25 protein-coding genes are annotated in these 22409 nt (G+C 61.3%); 18 read left to right on the forward strand and 7 right to left on the reverse strand.

What is annotated here, in order from left to right:
* The first annotated feature begins 257 nt into the window (after nt 1-257).
* Nucleotides 258-971, forward strand: a complete 714-nt coding sequence (locus J3P96_RS10620) for a FadR/GntR family transcriptional regulator (protein WP_434630082.1) — start codon at nt 258-260, stop codon at nt 969-971.
* Nucleotides 972-1297: 326 nt separating this feature from the next.
* Here the strand turns inward: J3P96_RS10620 and J3P96_RS10625 are convergent, their stop codons facing one another.
* From J3P96_RS10625 to J3P96_RS10635, 3 genes are read right to left on the reverse strand one after another with little or no spacing between them, the layout of a single operon-like run.
* Nucleotides 1298-2479 (reverse strand): acetyl-CoA C-acetyltransferase, encoded by a 1182-nt coding sequence (locus J3P96_RS10625; RefSeq protein ID WP_434656955.1) that lies wholly within the window; start codon nt 2477-2479, stop codon nt 1298-1300.
* 11 nt (nt 2480-2490) lie between these two features.
* A complete protein-coding gene (locus J3P96_RS10630) occupies nt 2491-3156 on the reverse strand; it encodes a CoA transferase subunit B (protein ID WP_003180355.1) in 666 nt (221 codons plus the stop codon).
* A 35-nt stretch (nt 3157-3191) separates the two neighbouring features.
* Nucleotides 3192-3890 carry a CoA transferase subunit A gene (locus J3P96_RS10635; protein WP_434656957.1) on the reverse strand — a complete coding sequence of 233 codons (699 nt, stop codon included), beginning with the start codon at nt 3888-3890 and terminating at the stop codon, nt 3192-3194.
* Nucleotides 3891-4057: 167 nt separating this feature from the next.
* Here J3P96_RS10635 and J3P96_RS10640 point away from each other — a divergent pair, with 167 nt between their 5' ends.
* On the forward strand, nt 4058-4960 hold the full coding sequence (locus tag J3P96_RS10640; RefSeq protein WP_434656959.1) for a LysR substrate-binding domain-containing protein: 903 nt from the start codon (nt 4058-4060) through the stop codon (nt 4958-4960).
* A gap of 111 nt (nt 4961-5071) precedes the next feature.
* On the opposite strand, the gene J3P96_RS10645 is transcribed toward J3P96_RS10640, so the two are convergent.
* A complete protein-coding gene (locus J3P96_RS10645) occupies nt 5072-5899 on the reverse strand; it encodes an NAD-dependent protein deacetylase (RefSeq protein ID WP_434656962.1) in 828 nt (275 codons plus the stop codon).
* A 180-nt stretch (nt 5900-6079) separates the two neighbouring features.
* Between J3P96_RS10645 and J3P96_RS10650 the strand changes: the two genes are divergently transcribed.
* From J3P96_RS10650 to J3P96_RS10705, 12 genes are all read left to right on the forward strand, one after another.
* On the forward strand, nt 6080-6589 hold the full coding sequence (locus J3P96_RS10650; RefSeq protein WP_305500226.1) for a ferritin-like domain-containing protein: 510 nt from the start codon (nt 6080-6082) through the stop codon (nt 6587-6589).
* Between the two features lie 72 nt (nt 6590-6661).
* Nucleotides 6662-6931 carry a hypothetical protein gene (locus tag J3P96_RS10655; protein ID WP_434656964.1) on the forward strand — a complete coding sequence of 90 codons (270 nt, stop codon included), beginning with the start codon at nt 6662-6664 and terminating at the stop codon, nt 6929-6931.
* Nucleotides 6932-6957: 26 nt separating this feature from the next.
* Nucleotides 6958-7206 (forward strand): metallothionein, encoded by a 249-nt coding sequence (locus J3P96_RS10660; RefSeq protein ID WP_305500228.1) that lies wholly within the window; start codon nt 6958-6960, stop codon nt 7204-7206.
* 511 nt (nt 7207-7717) lie between these two features.
* A complete protein-coding gene (locus J3P96_RS10665; protein WP_039589227.1) occupies nt 7718-8095 on the forward strand; it encodes a general stress protein in 378 nt (125 codons plus the stop codon).
* A 260-nt stretch (nt 8096-8355) separates the two neighbouring features.
* Nucleotides 8356-9237 carry a manganese catalase family protein gene (locus J3P96_RS10670; RefSeq protein ID WP_434557679.1) on the forward strand — a complete coding sequence of 294 codons (882 nt, stop codon included), beginning with the start codon at nt 8356-8358 and terminating at the stop codon, nt 9235-9237.
* Nucleotides 9238-9344: 107 nt separating this feature from the next.
* Nucleotides 9345-10274 (forward strand): ZIP family metal transporter, encoded by a 930-nt coding sequence (locus tag J3P96_RS10675; protein WP_434573336.1) that lies wholly within the window; start codon nt 9345-9347, stop codon nt 10272-10274.
* A 126-nt stretch (nt 10275-10400) separates the two neighbouring features.
* On the forward strand, nt 10401-10901 hold the full coding sequence (locus J3P96_RS10680) for a ferritin-like domain-containing protein (protein ID WP_434601204.1): 501 nt from the start codon (nt 10401-10403) through the stop codon (nt 10899-10901).
* Nucleotides 10902-11169: 268 nt separating this feature from the next.
* Nucleotides 11170-11835 (forward strand): hypothetical protein, encoded by a 666-nt coding sequence (locus tag J3P96_RS10685; protein WP_434601203.1) that lies wholly within the window; start codon nt 11170-11172, stop codon nt 11833-11835.
* A complete protein-coding gene (locus tag J3P96_RS10690) occupies nt 11835-12266 on the forward strand; it encodes a phage holin family protein (protein WP_434573341.1) in 432 nt (143 codons plus the stop codon). Before J3P96_RS10685 ends, J3P96_RS10690 begins: the two co-directional genes overlap by 1 nt.
* A complete protein-coding gene (locus J3P96_RS10695) occupies nt 12263-13072 on the forward strand; it encodes a DUF3618 domain-containing protein (RefSeq protein WP_434630095.1) in 810 nt (269 codons plus the stop codon). The genes J3P96_RS10690 and J3P96_RS10695 overlap by 4 nt, the downstream gene beginning before the upstream one ends.
* Nucleotides 13073-13173: 101 nt before the next feature.
* A complete protein-coding gene (locus J3P96_RS10700) occupies nt 13174-14580 on the forward strand; it encodes a saccharopine dehydrogenase C-terminal domain-containing protein (protein ID WP_434656968.1) in 1407 nt (468 codons plus the stop codon).
* A 193-nt stretch (nt 14581-14773) separates the two neighbouring features.
* Entirely contained in the window at nt 14774-15793 is a 1020-nt protein-coding gene (locus J3P96_RS10705; RefSeq protein ID WP_434656970.1) for a hypothetical protein, read from the forward strand.
* Between the two features lie 6 nt (nt 15794-15799).
* Here the strand turns inward: J3P96_RS10705 and J3P96_RS10710 are convergent, their stop codons facing one another.
* On the reverse strand, nt 15800-15994 hold the full coding sequence (locus tag J3P96_RS10710; RefSeq protein ID WP_434573346.1) for a hypothetical protein: 195 nt from the start codon (nt 15992-15994) through the stop codon (nt 15800-15802).
* A 226-nt stretch (nt 15995-16220) separates the two neighbouring features.
* Here J3P96_RS10710 and glsB point away from each other — a divergent pair, with 226 nt between their 5' ends.
* Complete coding sequence (glsB, locus tag J3P96_RS10715; RefSeq protein ID WP_434573347.1) at nt 16221-17129, forward strand: glutaminase B; 909 nt, start codon at nt 16221-16223, stop codon at nt 17127-17129.
* Nucleotides 17130-17187: 58 nt separating this feature from the next.
* On the opposite strand, the gene J3P96_RS10720 is transcribed toward glsB, so the two are convergent.
* Nucleotides 17188-17517, reverse strand: a complete 330-nt coding sequence (locus tag J3P96_RS10720) for a hypothetical protein (protein WP_434656972.1) — start codon at nt 17515-17517, stop codon at nt 17188-17190.
* A gap of 663 nt (nt 17518-18180) precedes the next feature.
* Nucleotides 18181-20127: a DNA topoisomerase III gene (locus tag J3P96_RS10725; RefSeq protein ID WP_434656975.1), complete on the reverse strand. Its 1947-nt coding sequence runs from the start codon at nt 20125-20127 to the stop codon at nt 18181-18183.
* A gap of 241 nt (nt 20128-20368) precedes the next feature.
* Between J3P96_RS10725 and J3P96_RS10730 the strand changes: the two genes are divergently transcribed.
* The 3 genes from J3P96_RS10730 to J3P96_RS10740 all read left to right on the forward strand — a co-directional run bounded on the left by J3P96_RS10730 (nt 20369) and on the right by J3P96_RS10740 (nt 22350).
* A complete protein-coding gene (locus tag J3P96_RS10730; protein ID WP_305500247.1) occupies nt 20369-20776 on the forward strand; it encodes a response regulator in 408 nt (135 codons plus the stop codon).
* A 105-nt stretch (nt 20777-20881) separates the two neighbouring features.
* Nucleotides 20882-21403 (forward strand): sigma-70 family RNA polymerase sigma factor, encoded by a 522-nt coding sequence (locus tag J3P96_RS10735; protein ID WP_434656979.1) that lies wholly within the window; start codon nt 20882-20884, stop codon nt 21401-21403.
* The gene (locus tag J3P96_RS10740) at nt 21400-22350 is read left to right on the forward strand and encodes a FecR domain-containing protein (RefSeq protein WP_434656981.1); all 951 of its coding nucleotides are present in this window, start codon (nt 21400-21402) and stop codon (nt 22348-22350) included. The genes J3P96_RS10735 and J3P96_RS10740 overlap by 4 nt, the downstream gene beginning before the upstream one ends.
* Nucleotides 22351-22409 lie beyond the last annotated feature (59 nt).

Consider the following 22409-nt stretch of genomic DNA (forward strand, 5'->3'; position numbering starts at 1 on the left):
AGTTGATTTTTTTGTCTGACAAGCAGTTTTTGAGCACGATTGGATTGGAAGTGGCCATCCTTATACTGTGTTTGTTGGCTTTTATGAGGTTGTGGCCGGATTGGTCAGGCGTTGAGACACCAAACGCCTGGTGAGCTTTTCAGGATTAAGCCAGCGTGATATTGGCCGTTGTCATACAAGTTGGCCTGCATCCGCAAACAACTCCGACGCGGCGGATGGTAGGATCGACGAGCCTGTTTTCAAGGAACCCGTGGCACATGCAGCAAGACACTCAAACGCCTCTGCGCAAGCGCACCCACAACCTGGCCCATGACCTGGTGGCGAAGTTGAGCCAGAGCATCCTGCTGGGGCAGTTGAAGCCCGGAGAGAAATTGCCGTCGGAGGGTGCTTTCGTGCGCGAGCATGGGGTCAGCCGCACGGTGGTGCGCGAGGCGATCTCCAAATTGCAGGCCTCGGGGTTGGTGGAGACTCGCCATGGCATCGGTACTTTTGTGCTGGAGCAGACGGGAGAGCAGGGGCTGAGGCTCAACGTCGATACTGCAGCGGGCGTGCGCGGGATTCTCGAATTGCGCCTGGGCCTGGAAACCCAGGCTGCGGCGCTGGCGGCCCAGCGCCGCAGTGAGGAGCAATTGCAGCAGATGCGTCAGGCGCTGGATGACTACCAGCGCTTGCTCAACAACAACGACAGCTGCGTCGAGGCTGACCGGCGTTTTCATTTGCTGATCGCTGAGGCCACGGACAACAGCTGTTTTGTCGAAATCATGCAGCACCTGGGCAGTGCGATGATTCCCCGCACACGGGTGAACATGGCCGAACGCGGCCAGGCGGACCTGGGCAAGCTGGCGCAGTTTGCGAACCTGGAGCACGAGGCGATTTTCAACGCCATCCAGCGCCAGGACCCCGACGCCGCCCGCGCCGCCATGTGGCTGCACCTGACCAACAGCCGCGACCGGTTTGGCGCAGGGACCTGAAGGATCCGCGTCGCCTGGTCTGTCGCCTTCGCGAGCAGGCTCGCTCCCACATGGATCTTGGATGTTATCGAGTTCCGAGCTGTCGCAGAACCTGGTGGGAGCGAGCCCGCTCGCGAAGAGGCCGGCACATTCAACATCGATGCAAACTGACCCACCGCCTTCGCGAGCAGGCTCGCTCCCACATTCGATCGCAGGCGCTGCCGAATTCGGCGCCACGGGGCCGGTGCAGGCAAAAAAAACCGGCGCAACCAAAGTTGCGCCGGTCTGCTGCCAGTGATCGCGCGGATATCGTGGGTCCGCGCAGCCACCGTTTTGCCTGTTGCCGGTTACGCCCGTTCCAGCGCGAGAGCTACGCCCTGGCCACCGCCGATACACAGTGTCGCGAGGCCTTTCCTGGCGTCGCGCTTGATCATTTCATGCAACAGCGTCACCAGCACCCGGCAACCCGATGCCCCGATCGGATGGCCCAGGGCAATGGCGCCGCCGTTGACGTTGACCTTGTCCATGTCCCATTCCAGTTCTTTGGCGACAGCCAGGGATTGGGCGGCGAAGGCTTCGTTGGCTTCGATCAGGTCGAGTTGATCCAGCGACCAGCCGGCCTTGTCCAGGCAGCGACGGGTGGCCGAGACCGGGCCGATGCCCATGATGGCCGGGTCGACACCGGCGTTGGCGTAGGCACTGATTTTTGCCAATACCGGCAAGCCCAGCGCCTTGGCTTTTTCCGCGCTCATCAGGATCACGGCGGCGGCGCCATCGTTGAGCGAGGACGCATTGCCCGCAGTGACGCTGCCGTCTTTCTTGAAGGCCGGCTTGAGCTTGGCCAAGGATTCAGCGGTAGTACCGGCGCGGGGCTGCTCGTCAGTAGCAAAGGCCACCGGATCGCCCTTGCGCTGGGGAATCAGGATCGGCGTGATCTCATCGGCGAAACGACCGCCTTCGATGGCGGCGACGGCTTTCTGTTGGGACGCCGCGGCGAAAGCATCCTGCGCCTCGCGGCTGATGCCGTATTTGTCCACCAGGTTCTCGGCGGTGATGCCCATGTGGTAATCGTTGAACGCGTCCCACAGGCCATCGGTGATCATGCTGTCGATCATCTTCGCGTGACCCATGCGCAAACCGGTGCGGGCCGCTGGCAACACGTACGGGGCCAGGCTCATGTTCTCCATGCCGCCGGCGATGATGACTTCGGCATCACCGCAGCGAATCGCCTGGGCGCCCAGGTGCAGCGCCTTGAGACCCGAGCCGCAGACCTTGTTCAGAGTCAGTGCTGGCACGGCATGGGGCAGGCCGGCGAGGATCGACGCCTGGCGCGCCGGGTTCTGTCCGGAACCAGCAGTCAATACCTGGCCGAGGATCACTTCATCGACCTGCTCGCCGGAAAGACCGGTCTGTTCCAGCAAGCGACGGATCACCGCGGCGCCAAGTTCCGGCGCGGGAATGGCAGCCAGCGAACCCTGGAAGCTGCCGATGGCGGTACGGGTAGCGGCGACAATCACGACTTCTTGCATCGAATCTCTCCTCACTGGGCAGCGAACTGCATTTCAGGTACGTGGTCCGGCACGATCAGCTTGCCGGCGGTCTTGGCGACGATTTCCTCGACGCTTACGCCTGGGGCACGTTCCTTGAGAATAAAGGCGCCGTCCTGGATTTCCAGGTAGGCGAGGTCAGTCAGTACGCGCTTGATGCAACCGGCGCCGGTCAGCGGCAGGCTGCAGCGCGGCAGCAGTTTCGACTCACCGTCCTTGGACGCATGGGTCATGGTGACGATGATATTCTCGGCACCGGCCACCAGGTCCATCGCGCCACCCATGCCCTTGACCAGCTTGCCGGGAATCATCCACGACGCGATGTTGCCCTCGACGTCGACTTCGAACGCGCCGAGTACGGTCAGGTCGATGTGGCCGCCACGGATCATGGCGAAGGATTCGGCCGAAGAAAAGATCGAAGCGCCGATGCGCGCGGTGACCGTCTGTTTGCCGGCGTTGATCATGTCCGCATCGACTTCGGCTTCGGTGGGGAACGCGCCCATGCCGAGCAAGCCGTTTTCCGATTGCAGCATGACTTCCATGCCTTCGGGAATGTAGTTGGCGACCAGGGTCGGGATGCCGATACCGAGGTTCACGTAGTAGCCGTCCTGCATTTCGCGGGCGACGCGCTGAGCCATTTGTTCGCGGGAAAGTGCCATGGTGTTATTCCTTCATTCGGGCCGGGGGCAGGGGATCACTTACGCACGGTGCGCTGTTCGATGCGCTTTTCGAACGTGCCGCAAATGACCCGGTCGACGTAGATGCCGGGCGTATGGATGTGCGCCGGGTCCAACTCGCCGGGCTCGACGATTTCCTCGACTTCGACCACGGTGATCTTGCCCGCCGTGGCGGCCAGCGGATTGAAGTTCTGCGCGGTATGGCGATAGACCACATTACCGAAATGGTCTGCCTTCCAGCCTTTGACGATGGCAAAGTCACCGGTGATGGACTCTTCCATCAGGTACTGGCGGCCATGGAACTCACGCACTTCCTTGCCTTCGGCCACTGGCGTGCCGACGCCGGTGGCGGTGAAGAAGGCCGGGATGCCAGCGCCACCCGCACGCATTTTTTCCGCGAGGGTGCCTTGAGGGGTGAGCACGACTTCGATTTCGCCACTCAAAAGTTGCTGCTCGAACAGGGCGTTTTCGCCAACGTAGGAGGCGACTACCTTGCGGATCTGCCGGTCTTCCAGCAGCACGCCGAGGCCGAAACCGTCGACGCCGCAGTTGTTGGAAACCACGATGAGATCGCGGGTGCCCTTGCGCTTGATCTCGGCGATCAGGTTTTCCGGGATACCGCACAGGCCGAAGCCGCCGGCAATGACAGTCATGCCGTCCTTCAAGCCCTCAAGCGCTTCCTCATAGGAGCTCACGCGTTTGTTGAAACCTGCCATAGACACCTCTTTTATTCTTGAGTGGGGTCGCAATGAAATGCAGTGTTGCGCCAAGTCATATATTTGTTAAGTTGATTTTTACGTGCGATTGATTGATAAAACTCAATAGTTGCTGCCCTTCACTTGCAGCTTGAAACTCACTGCTTGCCGCTGGGAGCGCAGCGACCATGACCCTCAAGCAAATCCGCGCCTTCCTCGCCGTGGCCCAGAGCCTGAGCTTCGCCGTCGCCGGCGAGCGGCTGCATCTGTCCCAATCGGCCCTGAGCCTGACGATCAAGGCCCTGGAGGAAGGGCTCGGCGGTCGCCTGTTCAGTCGTAACACCCGTAACGTAGCGTTGACGCCCGAAGGTGAATCACTGCTGCCATTGGCACGCCGCCTGGTGGCCGACTGGGAAAACGCCGAGGATGAAATGCGCCAGCGCTTCACCTTGCAGCGCGGCCGCGTGACGCTGGCGGCGATGCCCTCGTTTGCCGGCAACCTGCTGCCGCCGATCCTCAAAACCTTCCGCGCCCGGTTCCCGAATGTCAACGTCACGGTCAACGACGTGATCAACGAGCAGGTGCTGGAAATGGTCCGTGATCGTCACGTGGAACTGGGCGTTGCGTTCGAGCCGATGCAAAGTTCATCGCTGGCGTTCACGCCGTTGTACCTCGATCGCTTCGTCGCGGTGGTGCCGCTGGATTCGCCGCTGGCCAAGCTCGGCGAGATCCGTTGGCAAATGCTGCTGGAGCAGCCGTTCATCACCTTGCAACGACCCTCGACGGTACGGGTGATGCTCGAAGAGCATCTGCACGCTCGCGGCATGAAATTGCCGGTCGAGTTTGAAAGCCATCAATTGGCGACTGTCGGACGGATGGTTGCCAGCGGCCTGGGCGTGAGCGCCGTGCCAGCCCTGTGTGTCGGCCAGATGCACGAGCTGGGGGCCCGCTGCATCACCCTCAGCGATCCGGTAATAGAACGGGCCATTGGCGTGCTGACCAAGCCGGGTCATGAATTGTCGGCCGCGGCCCAGGCGATGTTCGATACGCTCAGGGATCAGGATATGGGCGCGCAGTTACCTTCGGCATAACCCAATCCCTGTGGGAGCGAGCTTGCTCGCGATAGCGGTGTGTCTGCCAACATTGATGCAACTGATCCAATGCTATCGCGAGCAAGCTCGCTCCCACAGTGGATGGCGGTGTTAGATCAGCAATGGCAACAAGTCTTCGCAAGCCACTTCAACCTTCAGATCCAACAGCTCATCGGCGCGGGTCTTGCCGCGGTTGATCGCCAGCAGCGGCTTGCCCTGATCCTTGATCGCCCGACATAGGCGAAAGGCCGAATACGCCATCAGCGATGAACCCACCACCAGCAATCCATCCGCTTGCCCGACTGCCTCGGTGGCGCGAGTCGCGGTAGCGGCGGCGACGTTTTCGCCAAAGAACACCACGTCGGGTTTCAAGCGTTCGCCATCGCAATGCGGGCAACGGGGGATTTGAAAGCGGGCCTCGAAGGCCGGGTCCAGCAAGGTATCGCCGTCGGGCGCTTGCACCGCATCGACACCGGCCAGGTACGGGTTCTGGTCCTCCATCAACAACTGGATCTGCTGCCGCTCGCTCGGCTGGCCGCAGTCCAGGCACAGTACCCGATGCAGGCTGCCGTGCAACTCGATGACATCGCGGCTCCCGGCCCGGTCATGCAAGGCGTCGACATTCTGGGTAATCAAGCCGCTGATGCGCGCCTGGCCCTGCAACGCCGCCAAGGCCTCATGGGCCTGGTTCGGCCGTGCCTGGCGCAAGCGTGGCCAGCCCAGCATCGCTCGCGCCCAGTAGCGCCGTCGCGCTTCGGGCCTGGCGAGGAATTCCTGGTACATCATCGGTTGCCTGCCCCGTCGCACGCCGTCGCTATCCCGGTAATCGGGTATGCCGGACGGCGTGCTGATGCCCGCTCCGGTCAGCACCAGGAAGCGCCGCCCGGTCAGGTATTCCTGCAATTGTTCGACGGGGTCACGGTGAAGATCGTCGGGCATGGGTGTACTCCGCTGGCCTGGATTCCTTGAGGGTAGCATCGGCTTCGCCAAGCGCCTTTCGTCGCCCGCCGAAGGTGATTGTTCAAACTTTCCCGGCGCGCGCGACATCCACCTTATGTGCGGTATTTCAGCGCTCTCGCACTGCGGTGCGTCGATGAACACTGATTAAGGAGAAGGTAAATGGCAACCCCTAAAGAGAACCTGCTGGATTGGCTCAACGACGCTCATGCCATGGAACAGCAAGCGGAGAAAATGCTCAAGGCCCAGGCCGAGCGGCTGGAGCACTACCCCGTGCTCAAGGCGCGGATCGAACAGCACATCGAAGAGACGCTCGGCCAGCAGAAGCTGGTGGAACAATGCATCCAGCGCCTGGGCGGTAGCCCGTCGATGCTCAAGGACATGGCCGGCAAGCTGATGGCGTTCGGTCAAGCCATGGGTGGCATGGCGATGAGCGACGAAGTGGTCAAGGGCGCCATGAGTGGCTACGTCTTCGAGAACCTGGAAATTGCTTCGTACACGGTGCTGATCGAAGCGGCGAAAGTGGCCGGTGACGTGGAAACGCAAAAGGCCTGCGAGCAGATTCTGCCGCAGGAAATCGCCATGGCTGAATGGCTGCGCGATCATCTGCCGGAAATCACCCAGGCGTTCCTTGAGCGTTCGGCCAATCCGCATACCGAAGCCAAGCGCTGAGGTGCAATGCGAGGCGCGGCCCGGCACGGTTCGGCCGCGCCAAACCTGCCATCAACCGCAAAGAGGACAGGTATGAAGCAGACCACCGGTGAGGTTAGAGCCATCAATCGACAGAGTGCCAGGGTGGGCGTCTATGTGGCGGAAGAAGACGGCCACACGGTGCTTGAGCTAGGGCCCGCCAATGATGTCGACATTGGCGATGTCATTGAATGGAACAGCGGAGCGGCCCTTGGCATGCAGACGTATCGCAACCTGACCAAAGGCTGGACCGACGAAGTGTATGTAGCGAAGCACGGCGTCGCGGCGGCCAACCTTGAAGTTCAATTACTGGTGGGATCCTGACGACACCGGACCCCTGGAGGACAAACATGAGCGAACTGCAGTGTGGCTGCCCCGGCTGCCATTGCGAGGTAGATCCTGAACGGGTGTTCAATCATGACGGCGAGGCCTATTGCAGCCAGGCCTGCGCGGAACAACACCCGAATGGCGAGCCATGTCCGGCGGCGGATTGTCATTGCGAACAAAGTGGCAAGGTCGGCGAGCGGGACATTACCAACAACCAACTGGATGAAGCGCTGGAGGAAACGTTCCCGGCCAGCGATCCGATTTCACCCTGAACATCGCTTTATCCGGGCATCGGCGACAGGGTGCCCGGACACCGCAAGCCGGTCAGTGCGGTGGTGCAAGACAACACCGGCAGCTCGCGAGTTTTGGCTTCCTGGAACGGCGCGCGGCCTGGGTGACGAGACCGGTGCAATGGGGTGCTGGCGCCATCCGGCCCTTGGCGGACAGCGTGGAAAGACACGCACTGTTTTTACCTGCTTGAAATGAGGTCTCGTGGGAGCGAGCCTGCTCGCGAATGCAATAGGAAGTTCAACATTAGTAGCGACTGATAAATTGCGTTCGCGAGCAGGCTCGCTCCCACATGGTTTCACATTTGATAGTGCTAATTGATCGCCGCTTGTGCGATAGCCGATTTCAATACATGCCAAGCGCAGCGGTATATAAATAAGACGATGACCGTTCGTCGCCGTTTGAAGCACTTTCTTCAAACCTTGAGCGGTTCAGGTTTTCCGAATAAGTACGAGCCAACGGGGTTCGCAAATAGCAACTAACGAGGTGAATGAAATGGCAAATACAGGCAATAACAACCCTGGCAATTTCGCTAACGATCGTGAGAAAGCATCGGAAGCCGGCAAGAAAGGCGGCCAGGCATCGGGTGGCAACTTCGCCAACGATCCGGAACGCGCAGCCGAGGCCGGCCGTAAGGGTGGCCATATGTCGGGTGGCAATTTTGCCAACGATCCGGAACGTGCCGCAGAGGCCGGCCGCAAAGGTGGTCAAGCCTCGGGTGGCAACTTTGCCAATGACCCTGAACGGGCTTCTGAAGCGGGCCGCAAAGGTGGCCAGGCGTCGGGTGGCAACTTTGCCAACGACCGGGAAAAAGCTTCTGAAGCCGGTAAGAAAGGCGGTGAAAACAGCCACGGTGGCGGTCGCAAATCGTAATGTCCCGTGGTCTCTGCAGGCCCCATGCCGTTGGCATGGGGTCTGTTTCGGCCACTATCGATTTAAATAGCGTCGGTCATGTCATGCCCGGCTCCGTTTGTTCACTTATATTAAGACGTGGATGAGTTTCTGTTGATTGAAACTACCATTCGTCTTCTGTCTTGAATAAAAAACAAATCTTATCCGTTTAACTTCTTCTGACTTTCATGGGCCTGCCGCCGGCAGTGTTCTCATGAGTGTCCTGATCGAGGAGTTCTACCATGTTCGTACATAACAAACGACTGCAATATACCGTGCGTGTCGCTGAGCCCAATCCAGGACTGGCCAATCTGTTGCTTGAACAGTTTGGCGGCGCCCAGGGCGAGTTGGCGGCGGCGTCGCGCTATTTCACCCAGGCCTTGTCCGAAGATGATCCGGGCCGCAAGGACCTGCTGATGGACATTGCCACCGAAGAGCTCAGCCATCTGGAGGTGATCGGTTCCATCATCGTCATGCTGAACAAGGGGGCAAAGGGCAAGATGGCTGAAGGCGTCGAGCAGGAGGGCCAGCTGTACCGGGAAATCAACGGGGCCGGCAATGACTCGCACATCACCAGTGTGCTGTATGGCGCCGGCTCGCCGTTGACCAACTCGGCCGGTGTGCCATGGACCGCCGCCTACATCGATACGATCGGCGAACCGACGGCGGACATGCGTTCGAACATCGCCGCCGAGGCCCGGGCGAAGATCGTTTATGAGCGGCTGATGAACGTGACGGACGATCCTGGTGTGAAAGAAGCCCTGGGCTTCTTGATGACCCGGGAAATCGCCCACCAGCTGTCGTTCGAAAAAGCCCTGCATTCCATCCAGCCCAACTTCCCGCAAGGTAAACTGCCAGGCATGCCGGAGTTCACCAACGTGTACTTCAACATGTCCCAGGGTGAACCTACCGTGCGCGGTCCATGGAACCAGGGCGACGATTGGGAGTACGTCGAGAATCCGACGCCAGCGGTCGACGGCGGCGATGGCCTGGCCAGCGTGCAGTTGAGTGAAAAGGACGAGGCACTGTTGATGGACATGAAGGCGCGGACGATGTCCAATCCTGAAAGCAATCCCACCACGGGCGCCGATTTGGGTTCGGGGATGCAAGGTGACAAACTGTAAGAAGTTGGCGAGGGGGCCTTGCCCCCCCGCCCGAAAATTCCGCCTGATCGTTCTGCCAATGCGCTCGGCGGTCGGGTATTGCACGGCCAAATCAACAAGGACCTTTGATGGACCAGCCCACCTCCCGGATCCGATCGCCCTGGCGTACCTGGCTTGATCCTGTGCAAAACAACCTGCTGCTGGGCGTGAGCTTCTGGCTGGGATTGGCACTGGTCGCCGTACTGCTGCTGTATAGCGGCTACAACGCCCTGGTGGGGGCCGATCGCCAACACCTCGGCTATGCGGCATTGGGTGGGATATCCGGTTTTGCCGCTACCGCGCTGGGGGCGATGATGGCGGTGGTGCTACGCGATATCTCATCGCGGACCCAGGACATCATGCTCGGTTTCGCTGCCGGGATGATGCTCGCGGCCAGCTCTTTTTCGCTGATATTGCCGGGGATCGAGGCTGCGCAGATCATTTGCGGCAACCAGTTGCTTGCTGCCTTGGTGGTCGTTATCGGCCTGGCGCTGGGCGTCGCGCTGATGGTCGGGCTCGACCGCTTCGTGCCCCACGAACATGAGCTGAGTGGGCGCCGCGGTCCCGAGGCCAAGCGCATCAACCGGGTCTGGTTGTTCGTCCTCGCGATCACCCTGCACAACCTGCCGGAGGGCATGGCCATCGGCGTCAGCTTTGCCAATGGCGACCTCAAGGTCGGCCTGCCCCTGACCACCGCTATCGCGATCCAGGACATCCCCGAAGGCCTGGCCATTGCCATGGCGCTGCGTGTGACCGGGATCAGCACCCTGCGGGCCGCACTTATCGCGGTCGGTTCGGGATTGATGGAACCGCTGGGCGCGGTGATCGGCCTGGGCATGTCCTCGGGCGTGGCCGTGGCTTACCCCATCAGCCTCGGGCTGGCGGCGGGGGCGATGATCTTCGTGGTCTCCCATGAAGTCATTCCGGAAACCCATCGCAACGGCCACGAGACACCCGCGACCCTGGGCCTGATGATGGGCTTTGCGGTGATGATGTTCCTCGACACTGCGCTGGGTTAAAGCGCACCCGGAACCCTCTGTCCAGGCGTGCATGGATTTTCTTGAACATCCGCATTTTGCTCCGGGTCAGTGTTGATGACAGGTGAAGCGGCGCTTCACCACTTCAACCCGAAGGAGGATGCCGAGATGGCCAGAAAAACCGTGACGGACCTGTTCATTCACGAACTGTCCGATGTCTACAGCGCCGAAAAACAGATCACTCGTGCCTTGCCACGCATGGCCCGAGCCACCACCAACCCCTTGCTGGCGCAAGCCTTCAACGATCACCTTGAAGAAACCCAAGGCCAGATCGAACGCATCGACACCCTTGTCGAAGTGGCGGGTATCAAGCTCAAGCGCATGAAATGCATTGCCATGGAAGGGCTGGTGGAAGAGTCCAAGGAGCTGATCGAAGAAATCGAAAAAGGCGCAGTGCTCGATGCAGGGCTGATCGGTGCCCAGCAGAAGATCGAGCACTACGAAATCGCCAGCTACGGCACGCTGATCGCCATGGCCAAGCACTTGAACCTGGGCGACGAAGTGGTCGGTTTGTTGCTGGCGACGCTCAAGGAAGAAAAAGCCACCGACGAGAAACTTTCGAAAATCGCCGAGCAGGGCGGGAACCAGGCGGCGACGATGGAAACCTGAGGTTGAATTGACGAGCTCTCATGGCGAGGGAGCAAGCTCCCTCGCCACGGGTGCAGTGTTGAATCGGGCATTGGAGTTCATCCCCAATGCCTTTTTTTTAAGCGAAACCCAGCCAAACGCCCCCAACGACCGCACAGCGTCTGACAATAAAACTCGTTGGAACTACGCTCCCGCGCGTCCCGTCACTTGTTCTGAGAGGCACTTATCCAGGCAACGTTTCGGCGCTTGCCTGATGTTGAGTTTTTCATCACGGAGGCGATGGACAGACATGACTATCCCGGACAACAACACCGAGCGACAAAGCGGTAACGCAAACCAGGGACGACCTGAAGAATCCCTGAACCACATCAAGGAGGACGTTAACGAAGCCATCGGCAGCGCCCGCGAAAAGGCCGATGCGCATTTCGGCCAGTACCGCGATACCGCGGCGGACCAGATCGATGCACTGGCGCGTGGCGCGAAGTCCGCGATGTCCGAGCTTGAAGCCAACGACACCCTTGGCTTGTCGCATTATCTGGCGGACATGGCCGACAGCATGAGCGGCCTGGCCAGCAAACTGCGCAACAAGAGCGCTGAAGAGCTGCTGCACGATGGCTCTCGCCTGGCGCGGGATAACCCCGGCCTGTTCCTCGCCGGCAGTATCGCGGTGGGGTTCGGGCTGTCGCGTTTCCTCAAGGCTGGCACCTCGCCGATCACCACCGAAGTGCAAAGCCCTGCCTCCACGGAGTCGGATCCAGCCGCCGAAGGTTTCGGCGCCCAGCCCTTCGACGCGCAACCCTTTGACCCCGTGCCTGATCCCATCGGTCCGGGAGCAGCAACAAGCGGCGGCCTCGCCACCGGCGTAACCCCGACTTCACCCAGCGTTCAGGACCATCCCAGTGATTCCGCCACCGGCTCGCTGCCGGGTTCGGCCAATACCAGAGGAGAATTGTGATGAATCGACCAGACCCGGATATCCAGCGTTCCGCCGGCGCCTCGACGCCCGAAAACGATGCCTCGGTCATGGGCTTGCTGCGGCAACTGACCCACGAAGTCCCCTCGCTCTTTACCAAGGAGCTGGCGCTGGCCAAGGCTGAATTCCAGGCGAGCCTCAACACCCTGAAGGCAGGTATCGCCGCAGTGGCCGGGGGCGCCATGGTGCTGATGGCCGGCTTCATCATCCTCCTGATGGCAGTGGTGTATGGCCTGAGCACGATGATGGCGCCGTGGCTGGCCGCGCTGATTGTCGGCGTGGTGGTGATGATCATCGGTTTTGTCATGGTCCAGTCCGGCAAGAAGCAATTCGAGCCTTCCCATTTCAAGCCTGACCGAACGCTCGATGCCATGCACAAAGACCAGGAAGCCCTGCGGAGGAAAGCCTCATGAAGGATGAATTGAAGACTGAAGCGGAGAAGAGCCCGGAGACCATCGAGCGCGAGATCGACGAACAGCGCGCCCATATCAGCCACATCGTCGATGCCTTGGGCAGCAAGTTCACGCCGGGGCAGATGCTTGATCAGGCCTTGGGCATGGTGAAAGGCAATGGCGCCGAATTTTTCGGCAACCTGGGCACGACGGTGCGCAACAATCCGGTGCCAACCGTGCTGACCACGGTCGGCTTGTGCTGGCTGATGCTCGGCCAGAACCACCCGCCCCGGGTCGGTTATCGCGTTGGCCCCGACCAGGACACCAATGGCTGGAGCGAGGGACTGTCCGGTGGCCTGGACAGCGCCCGCGGTCATCTGCATGACACCACCAACTCCTTGCGCGAAGGGTTTCATCAGCTCAAGGACAAGGCGTCGCATCTGGCTGATGGCCTGGGGGCGAGCGCCCGTAATGCACGGCATAGCGCCACGCAGACAGGCGACCGTCTGGCCCACGGTTCCCAGGATCTGGGCGATCAGTTCAGCCGCCTGCTCAAGGAGCAACCGCTGATGATGGCGGCAGCGGGTATCGCCTTGGGCGCCATGCTCGGAGCAGCCCTACCCAGCACGTCGACCGAACAGCGGGTAATGGGCAAGACCAGCGCCGGCCTGGCCGACAAGGCCAAGCAAAAGGCCCGCGACGGCTACGAAACGGTCCGCGATACGGTGAGCAAGACCACCGAGCACCGTGACGAGCCAAGCGCTGCGCCGGCCACCGGGCACGCGCATTCCGGCGCGGATCTGTCTGGCGGCCTGGGGACATCGTAAATCGGCAATGATGCGGCGCGGGGAGACCCGCGCCGTATCTGTCGGGATTCACGGCAGCCTTGGTTATTTCCAGGCGCGGTAAACCCTCAAGGAGGCGGCACATGAACCATCAGGTTCCGTTCAGCGGCCACCTGGTCTTCATCGGCTTCGGCTCCATCGCCCGGGCCACGTTGCCATTGGTACTGGGGCAGGACCATATCGAGGTCAGGCAAATTACCGTGATCGCGCCGGTGATCGACCAGAACCTCTGGTTCAAGGATCGGGGGATCCGTTTTGTCCGCAAGGCATTGACCGAGCAAACCTTCGCGCAGACGCTGGATCGCTGGGTCAAACCCGGTGACTTCATCGTCAATCTTTCGGTGGAAGTCAGTTCCCTGGCCATTATCGAATATGCCTGCGCCAAGGGCGCCCTGTACCTGGATACCTGTGTCGAACCGTGGGCCGGCGGATATGACGATCCGCACCTGGATTTTTCCCATCGCACCAATTACGCGCTGCGTTATCAGGTCCTGAGCCTGCGCAAGAAATTGGCCGGAGGGCCGACGGCGGTGGTCGCTCACGGGGCCAATCCCGGTTTGATCACCCACTTGCTGAAGGCCGGCCTGGTGGAGCTGGCGGTGCAGTTGGAGCATCCGATACCTCAGCGCCGCGCCGGTGTCGATTGGGCCAGGTTATGCATGGAATTGGGGATCAAGGTGATTCATTTTGCCGAGCGTGATACCCAGCGTTCCCGGCAACCCAAGGAGGACGACGAGTTCGTCAACACCTGGTCAGTGGAGGGCTTCATCAGTGAAGGCAGCCAACCGGCGGAGCTGGCATGGGGCAGCCATGAGCGAACCTGGCCAGCGTCTGCCCGGCGCCATCGCTTCGGCAGTCGCAATGCGATCTACCTGGCACGCCAGAGCGCCAGCGTGCTGGTCAAGACCTGGACGCCGTTGGGCGGGCCATGCCTGGGGCTGATGATCACCCATCATGAAACCGCTTCCACAGCCGACCTGCTTACCGTGAAGGACCAGCGTCGACTGATCTATCGACCGACCCTGCATTACGCCTACCACCCCTGCAACGACGCCTTGCTCTCGGTCCACGAGCTGATCGGTCGCGGCTGGCAAACCCAAGCCCGGCAGCGCATCCTCAACGGCGAAATCGACAGCGGCGGTGCGGATGCGCTGGGGGTGTTGTTCATGGGGCATGAGCTGAATGCCTACTGGTTTGGCTCGGTGCTGAGCATTGACGAAGCCCGCGCGCTGGTGCCTTTCAACAGTGCCACTACCCTGCAGGTGGCGGCAGGCGTGCTGTCTGGCATCGTCTGGGCGGTTGAGCATCCGGATCGCGGCATCGTCGAGCCGGAACAGCTGGACCACGAGCGGGTGCTGGAGGTCGCCAGGCCCTACCTCGGCACTCTGGTGGGGCAGCGCACCGAGTGGACGCCGAGTGGCACTTCGCATGAACCGTCCGAGGATGGCGCTGCGGATGCTTGGCAATTCGAGCACTTCACCCGGTTTTAACTGACACGACCGCGACTCGTGGCGAGGGAGCTTGTGGCAGACCCTGTGGGAGCGAGCTTGCTCCCGATAGCGGTGTGTCAGCAAAGTTGACATCGACTGATACGCCGCCATCGCGAGCAAGCTCCTCCCACATTGACTTGTCTGACGGCCTACACTCAATCCATGGTCGAGAAAAATCCAAGGTGGCGCAATCGTGCGGCGTTCGCTGATGCTGGCCGTGATGCTCGTTCTGGCGGGGTGCGCCACGTCGCAGCGCGGCCAACAGGTCGCCCCGGTGGTGATTGCGCCGGACACCTGGCGGCAGGCGGACCGGCAGATCATCGCCGCGTCGAAAAGCGCCACCGAGCAAGCCGAACTCTATGCGCGCGGATCGATGGAACATTGGCGAGTGCTGGTCTACGAGCGCACCGAGGCTGCATTCATCCCCTGGTTCAGCAGCTACTGGACCCAGGAGTGGCTGGCCGTGAAGGTCAGTTGGTATTCGGCAAGCGCCAAGGGCGAGGCGGACTCGTCGTCCAGGCGCCTGGCGGGTTATCTGCAGGAACAATATCGCGAGCAGGTGCTGGAGCCGGTGGCGGTGGAAATCGATCCCGAGGCGATCCGGGCCAATGCGACGGGGTATTACCTGCGCCTGCTCAACCAACAGGTCCAGGTCATTGCGCAACGGCATCGAATCCCGACCGAACTGATGAACCGACGTCTGCACGCAATTACGGCCATCAACCTGGGACCGCCAGCGACGCGCAACGCAACGTTGTACGAGATGATCCACACTGAACCGCTCAATACACTGCCGGCCTATGCGGCGCTGATCGATCATGTCGACAAAGCCGCCGACACCGGTTCCGGTCCGTCGGACGCCGTGATTGCCGCGGTGGCGCAACGTACCAGTGAAAAAATCGAGGCGCAGTTCGCCACGCGAGGAGCGACCGGTGCGGCGGCGGCCGTCGCCGGGAAGGCGGCAGGGGCGCTGATTTCGGTAGGCGTGGCGGGCATCCGGGCGATCATCCATGAGGGCGAACGGCCGGAAATGGAAGCGCAGATCCGTAAAAGCTTGAGCGCGGCGTTCGACGAAGCGTGGTTCAAATCGCTCAAGCATCCCCTCAGCGGCGTCATGGCGGCGGTGTACTACCTGGCTGGGCAAATCGACGATAGCCTGGTGGCGGCAGACCTGAGCAACCGACCGGTGTTCCTGCCTGTCATCGAACCATGAGCGCGGTCACTCGGACCCGAGTGTGACCCGGCAGCCTTTGCGCTGACGGATCTGTTCGTCCGTGGGGCGCTCCTTGATGAACTCGAAACGCGGCTCGCCTTCGCTGTAGACCACCAGCCAGCCCCATTCCAATTCACTTTCATCCTGCCCAGGCCGGGGCGGCGCGGCCCACCAGGGTTCCTTTTGCATGATCTGGCGCATCGGTTACCTCCTGCGGGTTGATCCTTGACTATAGACCGCAGGATTTCACGACAAGCGCCCACACAGCTCAAGCACTGTGCGAGGCTTTTGTGGCGAGGGGATTTATCCCCTCGCCACAAGGGTTGAGTGCCTGAAGGTAGATAATCAGTGTGCTCTGACCCCACCCACCAGCGTCTAGCGTCTGTATCCCCGCACTCGAACGGGGAATGACCGGACCCCTGCGCACATGCAAGCACTGTTGAACGAGATCCTCGATGCGGTTCGCCCCCTGATTGGTCAGGGCAAGGTGGCCGACTACATTCCCGCCCTCGGCACCGTGGCGGCCAATCAACTCGGTATTGCCGTGTACAGCAACGATGGCGAGATCTATTGCGCGGGCGATGCCGAGACGCCGTTCTCGGTGCAGAGTATTTCCAAGGTTTTCAGCCTGGTGCAGGCCATCGAGCATTCCGGCGAAGCCATCTGGGAGCGCTTGGGCCATGAGCCCTCTGGCCAGCCCTTCAATTCCCTGGTGCAACTGGAATTCGAGCGCGGGCGGCCGCGTAATCCGTTCATCAACGCCGGTGCCTTGGTGATCTGCGATATCAACCAGTCACGCTTCGCCGCCCCGGCGTTGTCGATGCGCGATTTCGTCCGACGGTTGTCGGGCAATCCCCAGGTGATGGTAGACGGCAAGGTTGCCGAGTCGGAATACCAGCACCGCGCCCGCAACGCGGCGATGGCTTATCTGATGCAGTCCTTCGGCAATTTCCATAACGACGTGGAAGCGGTGTTGCGCAGCTATTTCAGCCATTGCGCGCTGCGAATGAACTGCATCGACCTGGCTCGGGCGTTCTGCTTCCTGGCCAACGATGGTTTCTGCAAGCACAGCGGTGAGCAGATCCTCAGCGCTCGCCAGACCCAGCAAGTCAACTCCATCATGGCCACCAGCGGTTTGTACGATGAGGCCGGCAACTTCGCCTATCGCGTCGGCCTGCCTGGCAAGAGCGGCGTGGGCGGCGGGATTGTGGCCGTGGTGCCCGGGCAGTTCAGCGTCTGCGTCTGGTCGCCGGAACTCAATACCGCCGGCAACTCCCTGGCCGGCATGGCCGCGCTGGAACTGCTCAGCCAACGGATCGGCTGGTCGGTTTTCTAGAAGCCAAAAAAAAGGCCCGCTCCTGACGCAGGAGCGGGCCCTTTATATTTGTGGAATGTCAGCAGAGGCGGTCGATGACCCGGACCTCGGCAGAGTTCTGCACCGATTGCCAGGCGTGGGTCAGCGTTTGCAGCACGCGGCCCATGAAGTCCTTGTCAGCGGCGGCTTTCTTGCCGACGTAGCCTTGGCCGCGACGGTACATCTTCAGCCGGGCACACAGGTCTTCCTGGCTCTTCTCGAATTCTTCTTCCTGGGTGAAAGGCGAGAGGCAGTCCATATGGACCTGGCCAGTCTTGCTGATCCACAGGATATGGCTATCCAGGGTGTCCTTGTGTGCTGCGAACATGCGAGCCAGTTCATCAATAGATGGTTGATTATTCAGATTCATGTGTAAGCCCCTTGACCATTTGGTTGATCTGTCTGGTGGTTCGCAAAACTTCGCTGTTCGGTAATTGCCTGTCTGCTACCGAAAACAGGTCGTCAGCGCTCGTCCGTCGAATCCGACGGGGTCGTGCATCGGTTGTGTAGTGTTATCGAAGGGCTGCTACGCAAATGCGCTACAACGATGAGAAACAGCGAAGAATCTTCAGGTCAGTGTCGACTTTCGACAGTCGAGCCCATGCGTCATGAGGATTGATCGCCAGCGTTTCTCGTCCTTGTTACCGGACGGTCTTGCCAGGTCAGCACCTTCAATCTGCCTTGTGGGCAGTCCCTTATCGAAAAAAACAGCTCGGCGGTCAGACGAGCTTGCTCAAACATTTACCGTACTCCCGATCGGGGAGACGTCTGCATCATGCAAGGGCAAATCGGAGGCGTCAACGGTTTTGTAGTGATTATTTTTGGTCACTACATATTGTCGGACAAAATGGTTTGGGTATGAAAAACCGGCTGCGATTGGTTTGCCGTGGCGAGGGAGCTTGCTCCCGCTGGGGTGCGAAGCGGCCCTCAAAAAGGCACATGCGATGTATCAGGTATAGCGCGTGTGGTTCCTTGGGGCTGCTACGCAGCCCAGCGGGAGCAAGCTCCCTCGCCACGAAGGGACTCAGTGGGTTCAGGTGGCCTTGGCCTTGCCCGCTTTGCGTGGTGCGCCGTCGGCCTTGCGCTTGGCCGGCTTGCGTTTTTTCTTCCACGGCGCCGCGCCACGTCCGGCGGGGCTGGCCGGGCCGTTGATGGTCAGGCTCATGCCTTGGCAGCGGGCGACGTGCTTGCTCATCCAGGCGGCTTGTCGCGTGACGAATTCTTCCAGGCTCATCTCACCGCTCTGCACCATGTCCAGGGCCTGTTCCCAGATGGCGGTGGTGCCGGGGTCGGCGATCGCCCGAGGCACCGCGTCGATCAGGCTGAACGCCGCTGGAGTGGCGGACAGGGCCTTGCCGTTTTTCACCAGGTAACCACGATCGAGCAGACCCTGGATGATCGAGGCTCGGGTTGCTTCGGTGCCGATGCCGGTGGTGTCCTTGAGCTTCTGCTTGAGCAGCGGGTCCTCCACCAGCTTGGCGACATTCTTCATCGCCTTGATCAGGTCGCCCTCGGTAAACGGCTTGGGCGGCTGGGTCCACAGGTCCTTGGGAATCACCTCGTCCACATTGCAATCGCGGCCTTCGGCGAGCGGCGGCAGGGTTTGTGGCGCGGGGGCTTCGCGGCCGCGTGTGGGTGCCAGTGCTTCGGGCAGGGCGCGTTTCCAGCCGGGTTCGATGATCTGCTTGCCGACGGCCCGCAGGGCCTGGCCGGCACAATCGAAGTCGGCCTGGGTCCGGTCGTATTCATGGTTGGGCAGGAATTGCGCCAGGTAGCGCGCGCGAATCAGCGTATAGACGGCCCGTTGCTTGCCGGCGAGCTTGTCGAGGTTCTTCGCCGCGGCCGTGGGAATGATGCCGTGGTGCGCGCTGACCTTGGCATCGTTCCAGGCGCGGGATTTGCGTTGCGGTTGCAGGTGCTCGCGCAGCGGCGCAAGCCCCGGGTCGGCCTGGGCGAGGGCGGCGAGAATGGCGGGTGCTTCGCCGTGCTGGCTCAAGGGCAGGAAACCGCAATCGCTGCGCGGATAGGTGATGAGCTTGTAGGTTTCGTAGAGCGACTGGGCAATGTCCAGGGTTTCCTGAGCGCCAAGGCCGAGCTTCTTCGAGCAGACCTCCTGCAGCGTGCCCAGGTCGAACGGCAGCGGCGCGGCCTCACGCAGCCGTTCGGTGCGGACCTTGATCACCCTGGCGGTAGCGGCATTGCCCATGGCTTGCGCCGCATCGCGGGCGAGGGCCTGGTTCAGGCAGCGCTCCTGGTCGTCGCAGGCATCCGGATCGGCGCGCCACTGGGCGGTGAAGGCCGTGCCGGCGTGGCTCAGTCGCACGTCGATGGCCCAGTAGGCGACCGGGACGAAATCGGCAATGCTACGGTCGCGATCTACCACCAGCCGCAAGGTCGGTGTCTGCACGCGGCCTACCGGCAGCACGCCCTGATAGCCTGACTGACGCCCAAGGAGCGTGAACAGGCGACTCATGTTCATGCCGATCAGCCAGTCGGCCCGAGAGCGGCCCAGGGCCGAGTGGTAGAGGTTGAAGGTTTCCGCTCCGGGCTTGAGGGCGGCCAGGGCCTTGCGGATCGATGCTTCGTCCAGCGCCGACAGCCACAGGCGCTGGATGGGCCCACGATAGCGGCAATGCTCGACCAGCTCGCGGGCGATCATTTCGCCCTCGCGGTCGGCGTCGGTAGCGATGACCAGTTCCGTTGCTTCGCCCAGTAGGCGCTTGACCGCTTTGTACTGGCTGGCGGTCTTCGGTTTGACGGTCATCTTCCATTGCGCCGGCACGATAGGCAGGTCGGCCAGTACCCAGCGCTTGTAGCGGGCATCGTAGGCGTCGGGCGGGGCCGTCTCCAGGAGGTGGCCGATGCACCAGGTGACCGTGACGTTTACGCCCAGCCAGCAGCCGTCGCCGCGTCGCGTGGCGCCCAGCACCGCGGCGATATCCTTGGCCTGGGACGGTTTTTCACACAGGTACAGCCGCATAGCGCCTCTTCCTAAGCAGGTTTCATGGGGCGCTAGCATGGTCAGGGATCGGCGTCGCGGCAAGCTTTATCTGTATGGATATACAGATAGAACGTTGCGCTGCGTTGCAGCGGGCCGTTTGGCGCAACGCCCGGCGGTTGTCTGCACAAGCAGAATGAATTTCTCGCAAGGGCGTCGCTCATAACTTGCAGAGCGGCTGAAACCGCAAAGCAAGCTAATGGAATCAAGGAGAGTCACTTTCATGAATTCGATGCCGAAGGGCAACGGACAGGCGACCACACGTTTGATTCTCGTCGTTGAGGATGATCCGACCATCCTGGAGTTTCTGTGTGAAATCCTGGAAGAGGAAGGGTTTGTCGTCGAGCCTCGGGAAAGCGCGGATTCAGCGCTGACGTTCCTGGAGGAGAGCGCCGACTATGTGGACCTGCTGCTGACCGATATCACCATGCCCGGGGCGATGGACGGAGCGGACCTGGCCAACCTGACCGGGGACCGCTGGCCGCAGATACCGCTGCTGATCATGTCGGGCTTCGAGACGCCGGAAAGCGCGGGGATCAAGCACCAGGCCTCGTTCATCGCCAAGCCGTGGGCGCTGGGACAGATGCTCGATCTGGTGGAGAGCACGGTGAAAAGCCATTCGGTTCACTGATTCGGCTGAAGCCACGGCAGGGTTTTTCGCTCACATCCGGTTGCAATACGGCGGTCGCTACGATGACAATGCGAGTCATTATCAGTCGCGAATTATTCCATTGTCATGTCCGCCCACGATCTGTCCCTACGCAGCGCCGTCAACGATCTGTATTGCGACCATCATGGTTGGCTTCAGGGGTGGCTGCGCAAGCGCCTCGGCAATACCTTCGATGCGGCGGACCTGGCCCAAGATACCTTCGTTCGGGTGATCAAGGCGCGCTCGGCACTGGATATCCGCGAGCCGCGGCCCTATCTGTCGATGATCGCCAAAGGGCTGCTGATCGATCTCTTTCGCCGCCGTTCCCTTGAGCAGTCGTACCTCGAAGCGCTGGCCGCGATGCCTGAAGCGCAGCAGCCATCGCTGGAAGAGCAGGCGATCCTGTTCCACGCCCTGATGGAAATCGATCGGCTGCTGCAAGGCCTGGGCCCCAAGGTCAAGCAAGCATTCATCCTCTCGCAGTTCAACGGCTTGACCTACCCGCAGATCGCCGAGCGCCTCGGCATTAGCGTACGTACGGTCAACAACCACATGGCCAAGGCCATGGAACACTGCTGTCTGATGCAAATCCAGTTGCAGCTCGAATGAACGTGTCGCCCGAGCAATTGCAGGCCATCCGTGTCGCGGCGCAATGGTATGCCCGGCTTCACTCCGGCACCACAACTGACGCGGAGCGCGAAGGGTGGCGGGCCTGGCTGGCCGCGGATCCGCTGAACGAGCAGGCCTGGCAACGCATGGCGGCGGTGTCGGAACAGATGGCCAGCGTGCCGGGCGCATTGGCTGCGCCAACCTTGATTGCCCACCCTGGCCGACCTCGTCGAGAGGTGCTGCGCAGCGCCTTGCTGCTGACCTCCGCCGGCTGCCTGGGATGGCTGGGCTGGCGCAGCGAGACCGCGCAGAACCTGCTTTGCGATTACCGGACCGGCGTGGGCGAGCGGCGTGAGTTCCAGTTGGTGGACGGCAGCACGCTGCTGCTCAACACCGACACCTCGGTAAACGTCCGTTTCGATGGCCGCCAGCGGACATTGACGCTGTTGTGGGGCGAAATTCTCGTAACGACCGGGGTCGATCCCTTGCAGCGGCCATTCAAGGTCGTCACTGGCCAAGTCGAAGTGCTGGCCCTGGGGACGCGATTCATCGTCCGCGCTCAGGACGACGGCGGTGAGGTGGCGGTGCTGGAGAAGGCCGTGCAAGTCAGTTTGCGCAGCGGCGGGCCAGCCCAGCGGGTCGACGCGGGTGATCGCCTGGGCTTCACCGGTCGGTCGCTGGGTGCGTTGCGCGCCAATGATGTATCGGTGGGTGCCTGGCAACAGGGCAGCATCATCGCCATCGACCGCCCGCTGTCGGCCTTGCTGGTGGAACTTTCCCGCTATCGCACGGGAATATTGCGCTGCGACCCGGCCATCGGCGACTTGAAAGTCTCCGGCGTTTTCCCCATCGACAATACCGATCTTGCCCTGGCGGCACTCGAAACCGGTTTCTCGTTGCGAGTGACTCGCTACAGCCGGTTCTGGGTCCAGGTGTCGCGTGCCTGACAAGGCCGACGCGCTCCCGTTGGTCCGGTTGAAATGTCTTTGCACTTTTCCTCGGCATC

The organism is Pseudomonas sp. R3-56 (genome assembly GCF_051132075.1).
Taxonomy (GTDB): Bacteria; Pseudomonadota; Gammaproteobacteria; order Pseudomonadales; family Pseudomonadaceae; genus Aquipseudomonas.

What these genes read in the sequence shown, in the direction of transcription:
- J3P96_RS10685 (WP_434601203.1), top strand. Translation starts at nt 11,170, where the DNA reads ATGACTATCCCGGACAACAACACCGAGCGACAAAGCGGTAACGCAAAC.
- J3P96_RS10720 (WP_434656972.1), bottom strand. Translation starts at nt 17,517, where the DNA reads ATGAATCTGAATAATCAACCATCTATTGATGAACTGGCTCGCATGTTC.
- J3P96_RS10620 (WP_434630082.1), top strand. Translation starts at nt 258, where the DNA reads ATGCAGCAAGACACTCAAACGCCTCTGCGCAAGCGCACCCACAACCTG.
- J3P96_RS10660 (WP_305500228.1), top strand. Translation starts at nt 6,958, where the DNA reads ATGAGCGAACTGCAGTGTGGCTGCCCCGGCTGCCATTGCGAGGTAGAT.
- J3P96_RS10730 (WP_305500247.1), top strand. Translation starts at nt 20,369, where the DNA reads ATGAATTCGATGCCGAAGGGCAACGGACAGGCGACCACACGTTTGATT.
- J3P96_RS10700 (WP_434656968.1), top strand. Translation starts at nt 13,174, where the DNA reads ATGAACCATCAGGTTCCGTTCAGCGGCCACCTGGTCTTCATCGGCTTC.
- J3P96_RS10625 (WP_434656955.1), bottom strand. Translation starts at nt 2,479, where the DNA reads ATGCAAGAAGTCGTGATTGTCGCCGCTACCCGTACCGCCATCGGCAGC.
- J3P96_RS10710 (WP_434573346.1), bottom strand. Translation starts at nt 15,994, where the DNA reads ATGCGCCAGATCATGCAAAAGGAACCCTGGTGGGCCGCGCCGCCCCGG.
- J3P96_RS10630 (WP_003180355.1), bottom strand. Translation starts at nt 3,156, where the DNA reads ATGGCACTTTCCCGCGAACAAATGGCTCAGCGCGTCGCCCGCGAAATG.
- glsB (WP_434573347.1), top strand. Translation starts at nt 16,221, where the DNA reads ATGCAAGCACTGTTGAACGAGATCCTCGATGCGGTTCGCCCCCTGATT.
- J3P96_RS10680 (WP_434601204.1), top strand. Translation starts at nt 10,401, where the DNA reads ATGGCCAGAAAAACCGTGACGGACCTGTTCATTCACGAACTGTCCGAT.
- J3P96_RS10735 (WP_434656979.1), top strand. Translation starts at nt 20,882, where the DNA reads ATGTCCGCCCACGATCTGTCCCTACGCAGCGCCGTCAACGATCTGTAT.
- J3P96_RS10650 (WP_305500226.1), top strand. Translation starts at nt 6,080, where the DNA reads ATGGCAACCCCTAAAGAGAACCTGCTGGATTGGCTCAACGACGCTCAT.
- J3P96_RS10695 (WP_434630095.1), top strand. Translation starts at nt 12,263, where the DNA reads ATGAAGGATGAATTGAAGACTGAAGCGGAGAAGAGCCCGGAGACCATC.
- J3P96_RS10635 (WP_434656957.1), bottom strand. Translation starts at nt 3,890, where the DNA reads ATGGCAGGTTTCAACAAACGCGTGAGCTCCTATGAGGAAGCGCTTGAG.
- J3P96_RS10740 (WP_434656981.1), top strand. Translation starts at nt 21,400, where the DNA reads ATGAACGTGTCGCCCGAGCAATTGCAGGCCATCCGTGTCGCGGCGCAA.
- J3P96_RS10690 (WP_434573341.1), top strand. Translation starts at nt 11,835, where the DNA reads ATGAATCGACCAGACCCGGATATCCAGCGTTCCGCCGGCGCCTCGACG.
- J3P96_RS10725 (WP_434656975.1), bottom strand. Translation starts at nt 20,127, where the DNA reads ATGCGGCTGTACCTGTGTGAAAAACCGTCCCAGGCCAAGGATATCGCC.
- J3P96_RS10670 (WP_434557679.1), top strand. Translation starts at nt 8,356, where the DNA reads ATGTTCGTACATAACAAACGACTGCAATATACCGTGCGTGTCGCTGAG.
- J3P96_RS10655 (WP_434656964.1), top strand. Translation starts at nt 6,662, where the DNA reads ATGAAGCAGACCACCGGTGAGGTTAGAGCCATCAATCGACAGAGTGCC.
- J3P96_RS10675 (WP_434573336.1), top strand. Translation starts at nt 9,345, where the DNA reads ATGGACCAGCCCACCTCCCGGATCCGATCGCCCTGGCGTACCTGGCTT.
- J3P96_RS10645 (WP_434656962.1), bottom strand. Translation starts at nt 5,899, where the DNA reads ATGCCCGACGATCTTCACCGTGACCCCGTCGAACAATTGCAGGAATAC.
- J3P96_RS10665 (WP_039589227.1), top strand. Translation starts at nt 7,718, where the DNA reads ATGGCAAATACAGGCAATAACAACCCTGGCAATTTCGCTAACGATCGT.
- J3P96_RS10640 (WP_434656959.1), top strand. Translation starts at nt 4,058, where the DNA reads ATGACCCTCAAGCAAATCCGCGCCTTCCTCGCCGTGGCCCAGAGCCTG.